This window comes from Oleiagrimonas citrea (assembly GCF_012395255.1).
Lineage (GTDB): Bacteria > Pseudomonadota > Gammaproteobacteria > Xanthomonadales > Rhodanobacteraceae > Oleiagrimonas > Oleiagrimonas citrea.
This window is the reverse complement of sequence record NZ_JAAZQD010000001.1, coordinates 16,625-33,058: the sequence shown is the minus strand read 5'-3', so window position 1 is coordinate 33,058 and position 16,434 is coordinate 16,625. Positions and strand designations below refer to the sequence as shown.

Below are 16,434 nucleotides of genomic sequence, written 5' to 3'. Positions count from 1 at the left end.
GATGACGATGAACGCGTGTACAAACCGAATGGACGTCGCTTTCCGTAACCGGGTCATTCGTGCGACGGGCTTGGTTGTGCTGATGCTCAGCGCGTCGGTGGTGGCAAAGCAGCAAGTCTCGCAAGACCACTCGCCGGCTCCCTCGACCGCGCCCGCGGTCGGAGCCATGACATCAAGCCAGGAGAAGGCAGATCATCATCCATGCGGCAAGTCGATGCATCCGCATGCGGACGACGAATCCTCCATGGAAGCATGTCCCAAGCCCAAGATGGACATGTCCTCCCATGCCATGCACATGCAGCATGCCGAGGACAATCCGGCACGCTCGCCCACCATCGGCAGCCTGCCCAAGAGCGACGGCGCTGCGCCGGAGCCGTATTCGGCTTATGGCGTCACCCTGCACATGCCCAGCGATCCATTGCTGTCGAAATTCATGCTGAACAGCCTGGAATATGTCCGAGGCGACAGCGGTTCGTCCCAAGCCTGGGAAGTCAAGGCGTGGGCCGGTCACAATACGAATCGACTGTGGGTGCGCACCGAAGGCGCGCGCAGCGGCGGGCGCCTCGAGGAAGGAGATGCCGAGCTGCTCTGGGGGCACGCAGTCAGTCCGTTCTGGGATGTGATGCTCGGTGCCAGGCACGATCTCGGTGTGGGACCCACGCGCAACTGGGCCGCACTAGGCATTCAGGGGCTTGCGCCCTATCAGTTCGATTTCGAGGGAACCGTGTACCTGGGTCCGAGCGGGCGCAGCGCGCTGCGCGTACGTACTTCGCAGGAATGGCTGTTTACGCAGCGCTTGATCCTGGAACCGGAACTGGAGCTCAATGCCTATGGCAGGGGCGACCCTCGGCGCATGTACGCGGCCGGCCTTGCTGACACGGCGCTGAGCCTGCGTTTGAGATACGAGTTCAGCCGCAAGTTCGCACCCTATGTGGGCTTCGCCTGGACGCGCAAGTGGGGAGGGACGGCGCGCATGGCGCGACTTGAGGGCAGTCCCGTTACCGACCATCAGTTACTGGCCGGACTCCGGATCTGGTTCTGAAATAGAGCGGAGCGATCGAAATGAAAAAACACGTTAAGCACTACGGCATTGCTTTTCTGGTCGTGTTGGTCCTGCTGACCGCGGGAACCGGCGTTTTCGTCTATTCAGGAATCTACAACATCGGTGCAGACGATCATCACACCAAGCCTGTGTATGCCATGTTGCAGGTCTTGCGCGATCGCTCGATCGACCTGCGTTCGGAAGGTGTCGTTGTTCCCGATCTCGACGATCCGAAGTTGATTCTCAAGGGCGCCGGTCAATATGCGGCCATGTGCACGGGATGCCACCTCTCGCCCGGTGTGAACGACTCCGAGTTGCGGGTCGGGATGTATCCCAAGCCGCCCGACTTGTCCAAGGTTCATGTCGATCCGAAACATGCATTCTGGGTCATCAAGCATGGCATCAAGATGAGTGCCATGCCGGCCTGGAGCATGGCCGGCCATGACGATCCCACGATCTGGAGCATGGTGGCCTTCGTGGAGAAACTGCCCGGGATGACGCCGGCGCAATACAAGGCCATCGTTGCCAAGGCTCCGCCGGACGAGGACATGGACATGGATCACGACCACGTCCATCAACACCCCCACGAGGCACCCTCGCAGCCGAACCACGCGCCCGGCGCCGATGCCCCGACCGACACCACGCACGCTCCGACGGACACGGCAAGCCCAGCAACCGCGCAAAGCAGCTAGGCGTGTCGAGACGATGCGATGTTGCCCCGGCAGACGGCGAGGCAACATCGTACCGCAGCTGCCCATGCCCAAAATGGCCGATGGCCATGCGCCGGAGGTCGTGGGCAGAACATGGTTCCACCCTGTGACCGCATGCCGAGTCCGGCATGCGGTCGTCATCGATATTCCGGGAGTGCAACAATGCTGAAAACGCTCGCCATCACCAACATAGCGATTTCCGTCGCGCTGATGCTGTGGTCGATACGCGACCTGCAGCGGCGTCCGCCACCGATGACGGTGATGAAATGGGTCTGGCCGCTGACGTTTCTCTGGGGCGGGCTTTTCGCCTTGCTGATGTACCTGTGGTTCGGGCGTGCTCCGATTGCCGGTTCATCGGCTAAACGACACGGCCGACGACCGATGTGGCAGAGCGTGGCGCTGGGCGCGACGCACTGCGGGGCGGGCTGTTCGTTGGCCGATCTGCTGGTCGAGGGCGGCATGTTCGTGCTCGGTCTCGGCTTCGTGGTCCTCGGACACAAGGTATTCGGCAACTGGATCGTCGACTACATCGCCGCGTTGACCATCGGCATCGTGTTTCAGTACGGCGCCCAGATAGCCATGTCCGATCAGCCCAGGCTGGTCGTGGCCTGGCAGTCGTTCAAGTCCGATGTGCTGTCGCTGTCGTTCTGGCAGATCGGCATGTACGGCTGGATGGCGATCAGCATCTTCGCGTTGTTCGGCGAATCCGCGATGACCCCGGACCGCTGGCTGTTCTGGTGGATGATGCAGGTGGCCATGCTGTGCGGTTTCGTATGCACCTACCCCGTGAACTGGCTACTGATTCGCGCCGGCATCAAGGAGGCGATGTAATAGTCATCGAAATGCCGCCGTGAATGATCGGGAAAACCATTGACGCCCGATGGAGGGTTAGGCCCGGGGCATTCATCTTCCAGCAAGCATTCTGAATGGCACAAACCTAGAATGGCGGATTGCTCTCTCAACTGAGTCGATCCGATGACCGAAGCCCCCGAACACCATCGACGCGAGGCCCTGCCAGTTTCTCCCGCCCTGGAAGACTCCATGGCTGCGGTGCACATGCCGCGCCGCACGCGGATGCTGAATGCACGCGTGCTCAGGATCGTCTTGCTGGCGATCGTGCTGGGCGTCGCCGCGAGCGTCATTGCCAAGGTCCTGGTGGCGCTGATCGGGCTGATCACCAATCTGGCGTTCTATGGTCGCTGGAGCACGACCTTCGTCAATCCGACCACGCTGCATCTCGGTGCGTGGGTGATCGCCGTACCTATCGTCGGCGGCCTGATCGTCGGCGTGATGGCGCGCTGGGGATCGACGGCCATCCGTGGTCACGGCATCCCCGAGGCCATGGAGCAGATCCTGCTGAACGAAAGTCGGGTTCCACCTCGCGTGACCTGGCTCAAACCCGTTTCGTCCGCCATCGCCATCGGCACGGGTGGCCCCTTCGGCGCGGAAGGTCCGATCATCGCAACCGGTGGCGCACTGGGATCGCTGCTGGGCCAGTTGCTCCATGTCACCGCCGACGAGCGCAAGACGCTCCTGGCGGCTGGCGCTGCAGCCGGCATGGCCGCCATCTTCTCCGCGCCGGTTTCGGCGGTCCTGCTTGCCGTCGAACTGCTTCTTTTCGAACGACGTGCCCGCTCCCTCATCCCGGTGGCACTGGCCACGGTCACCGCCACGGGCATGCGCTACATGCTGATGGGCACCGCACCGGTTTTCCCCATGCCCGACGTGGCACTGGCCACGCTGCCGGCGCTAGGCATGTATACGGTCTTCGGCATCCTGGTGGGACTGGTAAGCATCGGCGTGACGCACGCCACCTATGCCGTGGAAGACACGTTCGAAAAGCTGCCGGTGCACTGGATGTGGTGGCCGGCCATCGGGGGCGTGGCCGTCGGTGTGATCGGTTATCTCATGCCGTCCACCCTGGGCGTGGGTTACGACAACATCACCGCCATCATCAGCGGACATCTCGGACTGGGAGCGCTGGCGCTGCTATGCGTGGCCAAATTCACATCCTGGGTGGTCGCGCTGGGCAGCGGTACCTCCGGAGGCACGCTCGCCCCGCTGTTCACCATCGGCGGCGCACTCGGTGGCGTGCTCGGCATCGCCGTAGCTTCCTGGTGGCCCGTACTGGGCGTGGATCCCAGGCTGGCCGCACTGGTTGGCATGGCCGCCATGTTCGCCGGTTCCTCACGTGCGCTGATGACTTCGGTCGTGTTCGCGTTCGAAACCACACAGCAGGTCCACGGCTTCCTGCCCTTGCTCGCCGGCTGTGCCGCCGCCTATCTGGTATCCGGCCTGTTGATGAAGCGGACCATCATGACCGAAAAAATCGAGCGGCGCGGCGTACGGGTACCTTCCGAATACAGCGATGACTACCTCGATCGCTTCACGACCGGTGAGGTATGCACACGCGAAGTCGTGACCCTTCGCGTCGACCAGCGGTTGGCTGACGTCCTGCAGTGGTTCGTGTCCGGCGATACACGCGCCCACCACGAAGGGTTCCCCGTCGTCGATGCGCAGGATCATCTTGTCGGTGTACTTACTCGCCGTGACCTGCTTGCCCCCAAGCACGATCCAGAACAGCGGCTTGCCCGACTGATTTGCCGGCCGCCGGCCGTCGTGAACAAAAACCACTCGCTGCGCGAAGCCGCGGACCACATGGTGGACTGCGATGCCAGCCTCCTTGTGGTGGTCGAAGCGGGCGATCCGAGGCGGATCGTTGGCGTCATCAGTCGCATTGATCTGTTGAAGGCACATTCACGCCGACTGTACGAAGCGCGGGTGCCCCGGCGGCATCTGTTCGGCACTGGACGAGAATGATCTGTTCAGCGCCAATGGATCGCCCCATCCATCGAGCACGATTCGAGGAGGAGGTTCGTGATGCACATTCACGTCAAGCGTGTGTATGAATCTGCCCAGTCTTCCGACGGCAAGCGCATCCTGGTCGACCGCCTGTGGCCTCGCGGCCTGTCCAAGGAGAAGGCCCATGTCGACCACTGGATACGCGAGATCGCACCTTCCGACGCGCTACGAAAATGGTTCGGACATGATCCCGAACGCTGGCCCTCGTTCCGCGAACGTTACTTCCGTGAGCTGGACACCGCTCCGGAGGCTCTCGCCGAACTGCGTCAGATCATGGGCTCGGGACGAGCGACGTTGCTGTATGCGGCAAAGGACGAACTGCACAATAACGCCGTAGCGCTGAGAAGCTATCTGGAGAAGGAGGGGACCTAGCAGCGCAAACCTTGTCCGACGGATCGTGCACAAGCTGAGTATTCTGGTCAGCCTGAACATCAAATCCTGCAAGAGCCGAACACCCTGCTGGTGCTGACCGAGTGCAACCCGCCTGGCCTCGTCATGTGCCTAAGGTTGCTGTTTGGAAGAGCCGCTTCCGACCCAACCACACGCAGTTGGACAGCTCTACTCCACCGCTGGCTGCAAGGGTTCAGGACCGACTCCGGAGAGAATTGTTCACCGCGTTGCCGATGGCCAAGATTAAACCTTCCTGACGCTGATATTCGTTAGTTAGAGTCGGAAGAACCCACTTGGTTGGATAGCTCTTGCTGTCGTAAGTGAAAGGTTTGAATCGCAAGCCGTGTTCGATCGCTTCGGATTCGAAGCTCGCCAAATAGGACACATCGATGATGGAACGATGCTTGGAGTGGTTGCTCAGTGCCGCCAGGTAGGTGAAGCCCGGATCGTGCAGTAAGGTGCTCAGCCCATCCTTGATGGGTCCCGCAGAGAGTTTCTTGCGCACATTGCACCAGGTGATGCCGCGCTCATTCTCGATGCAGGTATCCGGGTTTTGGTTGAAGCCCAGGACGTAGTAAGCGAAGTAGACCATGTTATCGACCACCGCGTGCATGCTCTGGACGCAAGCAACCGTGTGCGCATACGCCTGAAACCGCGCAGTGGAGAACTGTCGCTCGTCGGTGTCGAACGCCCCCAATTGCGCTGCGATCAGCTCGTAGTCTTTGCGGCCTTGGAGGACACCTTCCATCAGGCCCTTGGCTTCCCTGAAATGATAGCGACTGAATTCGCGACGGTCGCCGATGGTCCGCAAGCATTGGTTGACGGTATGCAGCTGCTCTTCTCCAAACAGCTGTTGCACGTATGCCCGAAGCTCTTTCAAGTCCCATTTCATCAGCGCACCTCTATAAAGGGAACCCGCGAACAGCCGATCAACTTCCACGTGATCTTCACCGGCTGCATCTCGCGGGCAATGTCCTAGCTCGGAAAGCCTGACGGTCAGGACCAGCGCACTGGTCAAGAGTTGCCGGAACGATGGTCAACCATTGCGGGAATCCGCACCTGATGTGCGCCGCTCATCGAAATCATCACGGTTGGCCTGCTGGCCGGATGCTGATCCGTAGCAACTCGCGATGTATAGCGTCGTACCAGCGCCTCTGCGAAGGCAGTTTTTCCACTGTTGGATGGACTCGCCAGCACCATGCCGGTCGGGCGAACTCCGCGAGGCTTGTTCACCATGAAGTCGACGTGTCTTATCAGGTCGGCAGCCTGTTCGTGGTACACATACCGATCCGTGAGCACATAGCCAACACGTTCAATAACAGGAAGGTCGACCAGTTTCGCTGTAGCTTCCGGGAGGTGTGGATATGCGGCGCTCATGAGTCCAGTACCTCCGCCACGATCGCGCCTCTATTCAAAGGAACTGGCGGCCTCGAAGTAGCCCCCGACTGTTGTACTTTCCGGCTCTGCGACTTTTCCTGTTTAGATTCCCTTTTTATTGCGTGCTGATGTTTTCGTTTTCGATGCAAAGCACCATCACGGATGGTGTCCATGCGGTCGTAACCTTTTTGTTTGAGATCATCTATGCGTGCCTTGTCAGCTTCATCGAGCACAACACGCTTCCCCTCGCCAAGTGCGACACCAGCCACTGCTGGCGTTTCAATCAGAAGATCGTCATCGGCCCTCACCCAAACACGTGATGAATCTTCTGGGTGGTAGTGCACCTGGACCTGGCACTCAGGATGAACAAGCAGGGCAAGGTCGGGATGCCAGTATCGAGACCGTTTGAAATGCACGCCGGTGCGTTGCATCCGGCGATATACGAACGGATAGAAGTCGCGCCGCAACGCCTTGTTATCGATAGGTGCCGGTGGCTGTATCGAATTTCCATCCTCACTAGTGAAGGCACGTTCCCATGCCACCAATGGCGGCATGCCGATACCTCGATGGCGGCGTACGTGATATCCGTGGCAGATCTGCTCGACGAGCCAGGCTCTAAAGTCCGATAGCGTTAGGCAGGCTTTGCTTTCGCTTGGATAATCGCCCCTCTGCTTCGCGTTGCTGAAGGTCGTGCCAGGCAACGTATGCACGCGCCGCATGAATGTCCCCATCAGCCGCTCAATATGCGCGCCATAGTGCGGGGTACGCACAGGGCGCCACTTCAGCTCGATGCCGTACTGTTCGCAACCGCGCTGAAATGCCGTGCTTCTGAGATCTTTGCCGTTGTCGACCAATATGCATGTAGGGAGGCCGTGCATTGGCCAAAGATCAGGTTCTAAGTCGTTTTCACTTTTTGGAAGTATGAGATGCGCTACGCACATCGCTACAGAAACTGCCGACGGTGCGTGCATGCTGAGGTAGTAACCCACGACAGCTCTTGTGGCCACATCAATTGCGAGCGTAAGCCATGGCCTCCCGATCACACAGGTTGGATCGTCATCGGCTACAAGGAGGATGTCTGCCAATGTGTGATCAATTTGCACCACGCCAAGAACGCTATCGGCCACAAACTTCCCTGGTCGTGCTTGGAAGCGTTGCCGTGCCGCCTTTGATCCCGACTGCTTGTACGCCAAATCCGCCGCGTCATGATCCTTGATTCTTGTATTGATAGTCTTTGGATCGGGCTGCGGTAGCCCCAATTTCCGGCATATCAAACGCGATCGTTCGCACACCTCTGCTTTCGAAACCGGCTCACGAACTGCATAGTACTTACGGATCACGTGTTGGATGATCCGCTCAATCTCGGGGGCCAGAAGTCGCAAACCTAGCGGGCGGCCGGCACGCTGACGTACCAAGGCACTCGTACGCCGCATCGGTCGGTACTTTTCCAGCTGACGCATGAGTTGCCTCTTGCCGATACCAAAGCGCTTGGCAAGTTCATCTGCAACCTGGTGCGGAAAATTTCCTGTCACGTATGCAGCGAATGCATTCGCCAGCGCGAGTGCGCGATCCCATTCGTCCTGACTCACCAGTTGGGGGTCGCTAAGTTTTGACTTGTCCGATATGGGGCGCAGGGTTTCGATGACCGCCGGTAGCAGGCGCCCGGTTTGTACGTCTCGCACTTGGACTTTTTTGGCTCCCAAGGGGCCATCAATTTCGACGATGCGGTCACCGTCCAGCCAACGGCTGCCGGCAATCAATTGCTTGTTCATGGCTATCTCCTCATGAAGTTGGGCAAACTGGCCTTCGAGCGAGCCTATGTAGGGCCGACCGTTGGACACATCCGCCCGTCACGCACGAAAATTCGCGCGTGAGGCATTGACATGGGTAAGGGGAGCTCCGAAGATAGCGCTGCGGAAGGTTCAAACCGCTGCTATCCGAAAGCCTCGCATTGGCCTGCGAGGCTTTTCTTTTTTCAAAGCCCGCGAACAACGTACAGGCTTAAGTCATCGTTCCATCCTCCCGGTAGCCGTTGATAAATGGCGACAGCGGTCTCTTTCCGCACGGTCGCAGCCAATCAGGGTGACCGTGATCGCCTGCGCAGCCGCTGTACTCATCGCATGGATGCAGACCTGTCAAGCGTCGCACAATGCTTTGTAGGCATCAACCAGGATGTTTGCGTAACCATCTGATCTAAAAGCATTTCGTGTCGTGTATACAATACGAACACGCATGCTCGACAAGCCGTAAGAAAAAGCGATATTTGTCCGACCAGGGGCGGCGAGATGACACCTGAGGCGGTGACATTGAATGAATAGGCTGTAGGCGCCCGAGGTATCAGCTCGGAAACTGAGGATCCAGATATTCTTGCTCGAGCGTAATAGGCATTCTGCCTAGATCGTTTACGATCTCGCTCCAACCCAGACGCATCGCGCTTCGCTGCATGCTTGCTAGTTTCGCGGCTGACGGCACGGTCAGACCGTGTCGAATCGATGGATCAATGTCCGCCGGGGACATCTTCCATGGTCTGAGCTTGCGCCCGGTGTTGGCAACTACTCTGCCCAGCACTTCGGCGATACGAAAGCCGCCCTCGTCAATGTCTCCCCAGTGGTAGATAGCCACTTCGTCAGCAAGACCCCGCAACAAGCGCTCATAGGCGGCACGCCAGACTGGAGACGGCATGCCGCCGGTATACAAAAGAAGTACCGAAGAAGTGGCCGAGGCCAACGGCGCTGCGTCGTGAAAGGTAGCCAAGTTTTCGATTGTGAGCACTGAGTGCGCTTCAGTCGCGACTGATATCACAGTCTCGGCTGGAAGGCCCAGATAGGGCTGCACCAGAGGCAATTGCACCGTCGGCAACAGGACATCCCCGCGACCGCTTACCAGAAAAGGCAGCGGTTCTCGGCGTAGACCGATTTGTGCCCATATATCCTCGCGGGCCAGTCCCGACGAGGCTATCTCGCTGGTCACGAGGATCTCCAACCACAGGGTCAACACCTCGACCCGCTTGCTGTCGCCAAACAGGCGCACGCTCTCCCGACGCAATATGCGCTCGCGTTGTTGTTCGTCGTCGAGTCGACTCGCCACTGCGTACGCGGCATCGCGCAAATCCTGTGCGCCCTCAGGGCCGTGGCTGCGTACCTTCTTGCCTTCGCGCCAACGTGCCAAAACCTGCTCGATCACAGGAAAACGTGATGTCCAGTGCTCAAGATGCTTGGACGCATTCGCCACGCTGTCCGCGACTAGTGGGATGCCCAGATAATGGGCCAGCTTTGCCACGTCGGCAACGGTGATCCTTACCAGGCGCGCTGCATCGCCACCGCGACGATCACGCTCGATGGAGATGGCTCCATCGCGTTCAGCGTGGGACATTTCCGCGTGAAAGATATCCCGCTCACGCAGCGTGTCGAGCCCGACATATTCCCTGGCCGCGGAAGGGCTGGTCATGCGCAGCGACACATGTTCGCTTGCGCCGCGTTGTCGCGCTTTCTCGGCGCGGCGCAACAGACGTTCCAGCACCTGACTTGCCGCGCTCATGCAGAGGTCTGCTCCCTGGATATACGCTCGGTTTCTTCCTCGAGCAATTCCGGATGCAGGTCAAACTGGTCGCTGAGCAGCAACGTCCGCGCCGCCTCCTTGACATCGATGCGCTCGGCCTGAAGGAACTCACCATCGCGGAACAACTCGATGTAGCTTTCAAGCACGCCGCTCAGCGTGCCCTGGGCCGTATCGGGCGCGGCCAGCAGCAACTGTAGGCCTAGCGAGCGAAGGTAGTCGACGGTGGCCCTGGCGTTTTGGGCGTCGATCTTGTCGCCGAACTCATCGAGTAGGATGAGTCCCAGCCCTCCGCGGTGGGCGTCACTCTTGCCGTAGGCGGCGGCGAGTGCCGCGCCGGCGATCACGTATAAGGGCGCGCGATGCTCACCGCCGGAGCCCGAACGCATGCGTTCGCTTAGAGTCCCGACAATACGGTCCTCCTGCTTGATCTGCACTTCGAATCGGAAGAAGCGACGATAGTCGTCCAATGGCGATGCGATCGTACTGCGAGCGGCAGTGCTCTCTTCGATCAGTTCGCGGAAAGCAGCAGGAACCTCGCCGGCGCTGCTCAATAGGTCATCTTCCCCACCCTGCTCTGCGACATTTTGGATGAATCGATACAAGTCGCGATAATCAGGGACGATCTCGTAGTGAAACTGATAGCGCTCGTTGTTGGAAAACGCTGGACTGCTGCGAAGCGTTCGGTTGAGCGTGTTGATTTGATACCTCAGCTTAGTGAAGTTGTCGTACAGCGCGGAGGCGACGTTGGCGCGAAAGGTCTCGACGGCCGTGGCATAGGCTTCCTGAGCCTGATCCTGATAGCTGGCCAGTTCGGTATCACGCAACCAGACCAATTGTCTGCGCATAAGCGCCTTGGCTGGGCGCCATTCGTTGCTGGAAAAATCGAGTTTGACGCCGTGGTCCTTGGCGTATTGCGCCAGTGCGCTCCAGGCTTCTGGCAGCAACCGCGAGCGCTGCTGATCGTTATCGCGGGCGCGTTCCTCGCAACGGTCAGCCCGCTCTTCCAGCATATCGAACTTGGCATTGAGCTCATCGCGCTGATGTTCCACACGCTGGGGGTCGACATCGACATCCGCGAACGCGTCCACGGCGCGCTGCGCCGCCTTCGCTTCTTCGCTGCGAAGGGCTTCGAGCAACTTGTGTTTGTCTTCGACAGACTTTTCGGCGAGCGCCTCCTCCTTGATCAGTCGTTCGATCAAGTGGCGCGAAGCCTGCATGTGTTCACGAAGCTCGCGGACGCGCTCGCTCAGACGCAGAAGGTCCGGATCCATGGCCGTTTCGTGGTTCTCTAACGTCTGACTCAGACGCCGCTCGACATTGTCGTGCTCGAGAACGTGCTCATGCAGCACATACGCGACTTCATCGGGATTGGTGAGTCGGGCCACTGCGTTCTGGAGACGTTCGATCTTCCGTACCACTGGCGTCAGTTCGCGCACATCGCGATCGGCTGCATCAAGGTCCTGATGCACGACACGAAGTCGCGCACGATTGTCCTTGGCACCAAGCTTGGTTTCGTCCGATGCTGGTAAACGCAGGCGTTCGATCCCGCCGCCCTTGGCCAATAGGCCGTCGCGGGTCAGGCCACGTCGACTCTTGATGAGCGCGGCTTCGGTTTCGACGCATACCAGGTCACCTAACTGGCGTTGCAGGAACGCCAGGGCGTCGCTGTTGTCGCTCTCCAGCAGGGCCGCCGCGCTATTCACCGACAGCCTCTCGCTGCGTGCAGCATGTCGGCGTGCCTGACTGCTGAGCGCCAGCTTGACGCCATATACTGAGCGGGCGCCGCGCAGCGAGCGGTAGACCCTGACGGCGCGTTCTTCGTCCTGAAGCGGGATGAGCAACGCTTCGACGTTACTGCGCAGATAGGCTTCGATGGCACCTTGCCAGGCGGGATCGCTCACCCTCACCAGATCGCATACCGGTTGCGCCTCGATACCTTCGTCATGCAGGTAGTTCATCAAACGGCCCGCGGCGTCACTGAGCTCGGCCTGACCTGCGCCCAGCCGTTGCACGTTCTGCTGTGCCCGCTTGAGTCGTTCCTGTGCGCCATCGAGCGCTGCATGCCAGTCGCGTGCGTAGCCCGCCACGGCTTCGAAGATCGGCTGCGCCATGAGCAAAGCCTGACGCGACTGCTCGTGTATCGCTTCGGCATTCCAAGGTAGCGCGGCCTTGGCGGTAAGGCTTGCCAGAGCGGTATACCAGGCATCCCATGGCGCACGCGCCTTTGCCACCAGTGTCTCATCGAGGCCCGGCAGCGTGAGCTTCGCAACCTCGTCTAGACTCTCGCGCACGAAACTGATCTGCCGCAACAGCGTCTTCTGCGTAGCCGCCAGTCGCTCGCGATCGCGCTCCGCTAAGGCATCGATCTGTGCCTGATCGCCGTAGCCTTCGCTACTTTGGAGGCGCTTGTCCGCTTGCGCATGAGCCTCCTCGGCGGCCTCGCTCTCCAGTTTTGCCTTGCTGAACTCACGCCGTTTGGCTGCCAATCCATCTTCAGCGGTCTCGAAGGCTTGTTCAGCGCGCTCGACCTGCTCGCTCAGCAAATCCCGCCGGTATTCGGCTGCCAGTGCGCGGTACGAGGCACCTCGGATCACGTGCGCTTCGATCTTCGTGTATTGCTGCTCCACGGCCTCGGCCGTTTCGATGCGTTGTGCGACGTTCTCAATTTTTTCCTTGATCTGGCGGAACGTCTCCAGCAGCGAACGGAAGCGATCGATATCAGTGGGCCGGTTCTCGGCCACCAGGGTGCGCACCCAAAGATCGATATCGTCCTGCTTCTGCAGGTTGAGTGCGTTCCGGAATGCCTTGCGGTACGCGTGTACGTCGGGGTGCGCCGAGGGCGCAGCGCGCAACCGAAACAGCAGATCCTTGACGAAACGCTCACTGGTCGGCGGAAGCTCCAGCGCCCCTCCGGCCTCCGTGCAGCGCTGTTTGGCCAAGGCGGCAAACCCTGCCCATTCCAGAGGAAGCTCTTTGCCGTCGATGCGCTCGAGATGGTCGTCCAGTTCCAGCGCTACCTCGGAGAGCAGATACATGCCGTAGACACGGTGATCCGGCTCATCGGCCGATGCGCCAAGCGCGATGCCGACAGTTAACGGGCGACCGGTTGTCTGGTCGCGAAATACTAGGCTGATGTAAGTGGTGGCGGTGCGCCGCTTGCGGCCGTCATCGCCGCTGCGGAAAACGCCGAGGCAATAGTCGCGGATGCTGCGGGCACGCGTGCTGCCGCCAGCCTGCGCGTTGAACCGGATGCTGTTGCGGTCGGCCCCCAGCAGGACGATCTGTAGCGCGTCCAGGAGCGCGCTCTTGCCGGCCCCGTTCGGTGCGATGATCGCGCTCGTGGTGTCCAGCGACAGCGTCTGCGCCTCGAACAGAAAGAACTGTACCAAGTGCACGCGCTCAAGCAGCTGCATCGTCGTCCTCCGTGACGTCGGCTTCGGAATTGTCCATGTCGTCGTTGCGATTGTGCTGGTCTAGGCGCTGTAGCCACTGCTCGCCGACGATGTCGACGAGCGCCGGACGCACCCTGAAATGGAACGGTTGAGGATCCCCGGGCTCGGTGTCGACGACTTGGCACACGCCCCAGCGACGCAGCGTGCGCGCCAAGGCGCGAAGTACCCCAACCTCGGGCATCGGCCGCCCGACGAGAGCCTGATAGGCCTCCTGCAGTTCCGGCAGCTCCACGATCACTTCGCCGTGGTCTTCGATCAGCCCTTCGCGCATCGCCACGTCGTAGCGTTGCCGCAAGACCAGCAGCAGCAAGGTTTCGGCCAGCGTTACCGGCGTGCCTTCACCGTGCACCGGCAGCGCCACGACATAGCGGTGGTGGGCGTTACGTTCCAGGCGAACACCGAGCGGCGCAAGCACGGTCACATAGTCCTCGAAGTGATCTTCGACGATGCGGTAGGCCATGCGCGACGCACGATCATGAGCGTAGAGAACCTGCTCGGTGACCAGGCGATAGGCGGCCCGCTCGAAATCCTGTACCTCATAAACGCCATTGGATCGCTCGCTGAGGCTCTTCCAGTTGTATTTCATGCGCTCTTCCTGATGCACTGGATCACGAAACGTGGTCCGCGCAGGTAATGGTTGTCATCCGGGGCCGCCTGGGAGGTCAGTAGATCTACGCGTAAGCCCGGCATCAGCCGGCGCAGCGGGTCATCCCGCCGCAATCCGCCGGCACGACGGCTTCGCAACGCCAGGGTGACCAAGGTCTGATAAGCGCGCAGATCGCGAATGCTCTCGATAGTCAGCTGCGACGATTCGATCCGCCCCTGTGGCGGTAAATGGCGGGCGACGTACCGGGCCATGTCCTCGGCGGTCACCAGGCGCGCGCGTTTCATCAGCCGCAGCAGGTTCAGCCGCGCGAGTTGCTCCGGGGTAGGCTGCTGCACGATGTTGGCGCTGCGCGGGATCGGTAGAGGCTTGCGACGCGGCGGCCGCAGTCGCGTCTCGTCCATGAGCGCAGCGGGGGCCATCGGCGCACGCAGGTCGTCCTCGGTAGCGCACAGGGCGCCGCGGCAGGCGCGCTTGAGCAGCACGTCCAGCTTGTCCGGTGCGCGCAGCCGATAGTCCAGGAACGCCAGAGCCCGGCGATTGGCTCGACGGACGTCGTCGTCGAGACGCTTCAGATACTCGTCGATGCGTTCCAGTTCGCGCAGCCGGGAAACGCTGCGCTGCAGCCTCGTGGCAGCACGTTCGGGATCACCTCCGGCCAGGTGTTCGCCGTACCAGTTCAATAGCGTTTCGCGCAGCGGTCCGGTCTCGATCTGCTGCGCCATGGTGAGGATCGAGCTGCGCCGTGCCAGCGGATGGTCGGCACGATGCAGATGGGCATAGTCGCCGATGAAGAATTGGCCGACGTAACGCTCGAACCACTGGCGGACGAACTGCGCCGTCGTCTCCGACTTGCTCAGTTCCGGCATCAGATCGCGGACCTGCAGGCTCATCGACGAGAGCGAAACCAGCAATCGCCGCGCCTGGTCAGCGGCCTCATCCAGCGCCTCGCCGAACGCCCTGCCCTCGACCACCTGCTCCAGCTGGAGCTCGATCGAACGCACCTTGGCCGATACGAATGTCGGCCCCTGCTCGACGAACTCGATCAGGGTGGATAGGAACTGGGAGACCACCGGAGTCATGGTCACCATTTCGCGCGCCCCGACCCGCTCCTGACGCAACCACCCTGCCGCACGAAAGCGCTCGTAAACGGTGTTGGCGCGCACGTTCAGCGGGGCGTGAGGGGCGGTTCCGTCTTCCTCTTCCCAGGGGTCGTCCGTCAGCAGATAACGTTCAATGCTTGCCGTTATGTCACGACGCAAGAAGCCATCGCTCGGAGGCATAGGGGCTTCCGGGCCAAAGAAGTCCTCGTAGAGACGCCCGAGAAGCGTCCAGTAACGCTCTCTGTTCATGGACGCCAACGGTCCGAACAGGTCTGCAGGGAGGATCGAGAACAGTGAAGTCAGCTCGGCCATCCGGGGCCAGATTCCATTGTGCGATGAGGTTCTTGCGCATCCTCGCAGGTGCCGGGCGCAGCGTCGAGACTTCCGGACTGCCGGTCGTGGTCTCAGACGGGGCATCACGCTCCCGCTTAATCAGGTCACTTTTTCAGCAACTTCCGCCTAATCGGGTCACCTTTTGGAGGAGGCCAAGATTACCCATGGCAAGAAAAATTCATAGACTTATGATTTTCAATGAAATTTCTCATTCATCGTGCGATGGCCCGATTAGCTGGGGAGCGACAACTCCAGAAGTGGAGCTATGCGGCTATCGCCAGTTTCTGCATTGGCGTGATGCCGCCGAGCGCGATGTTCGGGCGCTCGTGGTTGTCAGTCCATAGCCAGGACGTGGCTATGAGCACGTTCAGCAACCGGAAACTGCGCCCATCACCGAGCAGCTGATCGTGCATGATCCATCGACCAGACCTGGTTGATTGCCTCGGGCACGGCCAGCGGCTCCGGGCGTGCGCGCACACAATCCGCTCTTCCTCGGCTTGATGCTCAGGTTCAGCTCCAACTCGCGGTAAATCCGATACACCCGCTTGTGGCTCCAACCGAAGCCTTTGGGGTTGCGCAGATACAGAAAGCACAGCCCGAAGCCCCAATCACGGTAGGCCCTCGTCAGGCGTACCAGCCAGTCGGCAATCACTGCGTTTTCCTCGCTCCGCTTGGCCTGGTAGCGATAGCAGGTCTCGCTCACCGCAAAGGTCTGACAGACATGGCGGATACTCGTGCGCCCATGTGCGACCGCATCTCTGGCCATCTCTCGACGTTGAGATGGCCTCAACTTTTTTTGTCAGTGCTTCCTTGAGCAGATCGGCGCTGAGCTGGGCAGCCGTGCTCGCGGCACAGCGCCGGCACGGGCGTGTTCAAATTTAGCTGGGAAGCGACACGGCTTGCGGCAAGTCGGCATAGTTGCCGAACTGACGTGTGGTGTAGACACGCTCTCGGTAAAGAATGCTTTTAGGGTCTTTGGGGTCTACTCAAACCTGGCGGGACG

The 16,434-nt window shown here is 60.4% G+C and carries 12 protein-coding genes and 1 pseudogene; 5 read left to right on the top strand and 8 right to left on the bottom strand.

Going from position 1 to position 16,434, the window contains the following annotated elements; all coding sequences use genetic code 11:
- The first annotated feature begins 7 nt into the window (after window positions 1-7).
- The 5 genes from HF690_RS00085 to HF690_RS00065 all read left to right on the top strand — a co-directional run bounded on the left by HF690_RS00085 (window position 8) and on the right by HF690_RS00065 (window position 4,986).
- The gene (locus tag HF690_RS00085) at window positions 8-1,042 is read left to right on the top strand and encodes a copper resistance protein B (protein WP_240151509.1); all 1,035 of its coding nucleotides are present in this window, start codon (window positions 8-10) and stop codon (window positions 1,040-1,042) included.
- A gap of 20 nt (window positions 1,043-1,062) precedes the next feature.
- Entirely contained in the window at window positions 1,063-1,734 is a 672-nt protein-coding gene (locus HF690_RS00080; protein ID WP_113066229.1) for a c-type cytochrome, read from the top strand.
- 180 nt (window positions 1,735-1,914) lie between these two features.
- Window positions 1,915-2,583 (top strand): DUF4396 domain-containing protein, encoded by a 669-nt coding sequence (locus HF690_RS00075; protein WP_168608032.1) that lies wholly within the window; start codon window positions 1,915-1,917, stop codon window positions 2,581-2,583.
- A 144-nt stretch (window positions 2,584-2,727) separates the two neighbouring features.
- Window positions 2,728-4,572 carry a chloride channel protein gene (locus tag HF690_RS00070; protein WP_240151508.1) on the top strand — a complete coding sequence of 615 codons (1,845 nt, stop codon included), beginning with the start codon at window positions 2,728-2,730 and terminating at the stop codon, window positions 4,570-4,572.
- A 60-nt stretch (window positions 4,573-4,632) separates the two neighbouring features.
- Window positions 4,633-4,986, top strand: a complete 354-nt coding sequence (locus tag HF690_RS00065; protein ID WP_168608496.1) for a DUF488 domain-containing protein — start codon at window positions 4,633-4,635, stop codon at window positions 4,984-4,986.
- A gap of 211 nt (window positions 4,987-5,197) precedes the next feature.
- Here HF690_RS00065 and HF690_RS00060 read toward each other — a convergent pair whose 3' ends face one another.
- The 8 genes and pseudogenes from HF690_RS00060 to HF690_RS00025 form a co-directional block, all read right to left on the bottom strand.
- The gene (locus tag HF690_RS00060; RefSeq protein ID WP_168608031.1) at window positions 5,198-6,022 is read right to left on the bottom strand and encodes a hypothetical protein; all 825 of its coding nucleotides are present in this window, start codon (window positions 6,020-6,022) and stop codon (window positions 5,198-5,200) included.
- The gene (locus tag HF690_RS00055; RefSeq protein ID WP_168608030.1) at window positions 6,019-6,381 is read right to left on the bottom strand and encodes a TniB family NTP-binding protein; all 363 of its coding nucleotides are present in this window, start codon (window positions 6,379-6,381) and stop codon (window positions 6,019-6,021) included. Before HF690_RS00055 ends, HF690_RS00060 begins: the two co-directional genes overlap by 4 nt.
- Window positions 6,378-8,153 carry a Mu transposase C-terminal domain-containing protein gene (locus HF690_RS00050; RefSeq protein ID WP_168608029.1) on the bottom strand — a complete coding sequence of 592 codons (1,776 nt, stop codon included), beginning with the start codon at window positions 8,151-8,153 and terminating at the stop codon, window positions 6,378-6,380. The genes HF690_RS00055 and HF690_RS00050 overlap by 4 nt, the downstream gene beginning before the upstream one ends.
- Before the next feature lie 565 nt (window positions 8,154-8,718).
- On the bottom strand, window positions 8,719-9,918 hold the full coding sequence (locus HF690_RS00045; protein ID WP_168608028.1) for a Wadjet anti-phage system protein JetD domain-containing protein: 1,200 nt from the start codon (window positions 9,916-9,918) through the stop codon (window positions 8,719-8,721).
- The gene (locus tag HF690_RS00040; protein WP_168608027.1) at window positions 9,915-13,352 is read right to left on the bottom strand and encodes an SbcC/MukB-like Walker B domain-containing protein; all 3,438 of its coding nucleotides are present in this window, start codon (window positions 13,350-13,352) and stop codon (window positions 9,915-9,917) included. The genes HF690_RS00045 and HF690_RS00040 overlap by 4 nt, the downstream gene beginning before the upstream one ends.
- Window positions 13,339-13,977 (bottom strand): DUF4194 domain-containing protein, encoded by a 639-nt coding sequence (locus tag HF690_RS00035; RefSeq protein ID WP_168608026.1) that lies wholly within the window; start codon window positions 13,975-13,977, stop codon window positions 13,339-13,341. The genes HF690_RS00040 and HF690_RS00035 overlap by 14 nt, the downstream gene beginning before the upstream one ends.
- Window positions 13,974-15,410: a Wadjet anti-phage system protein JetA family protein gene (locus HF690_RS00030; RefSeq protein WP_168608025.1), complete on the bottom strand. Its 1,437-nt coding sequence runs from the start codon at window positions 15,408-15,410 to the stop codon at window positions 13,974-13,976. Before HF690_RS00030 ends, HF690_RS00035 begins: the two co-directional genes overlap by 4 nt.
- Window positions 15,411-15,694: 284 nt before the next feature.
- A pseudogene (locus HF690_RS00025) lies at window positions 15,695-16,267 on the bottom strand (transposase family protein); the annotation flags it as partial.
- Window positions 16,268-16,434 lie beyond the last annotated feature (167 nt).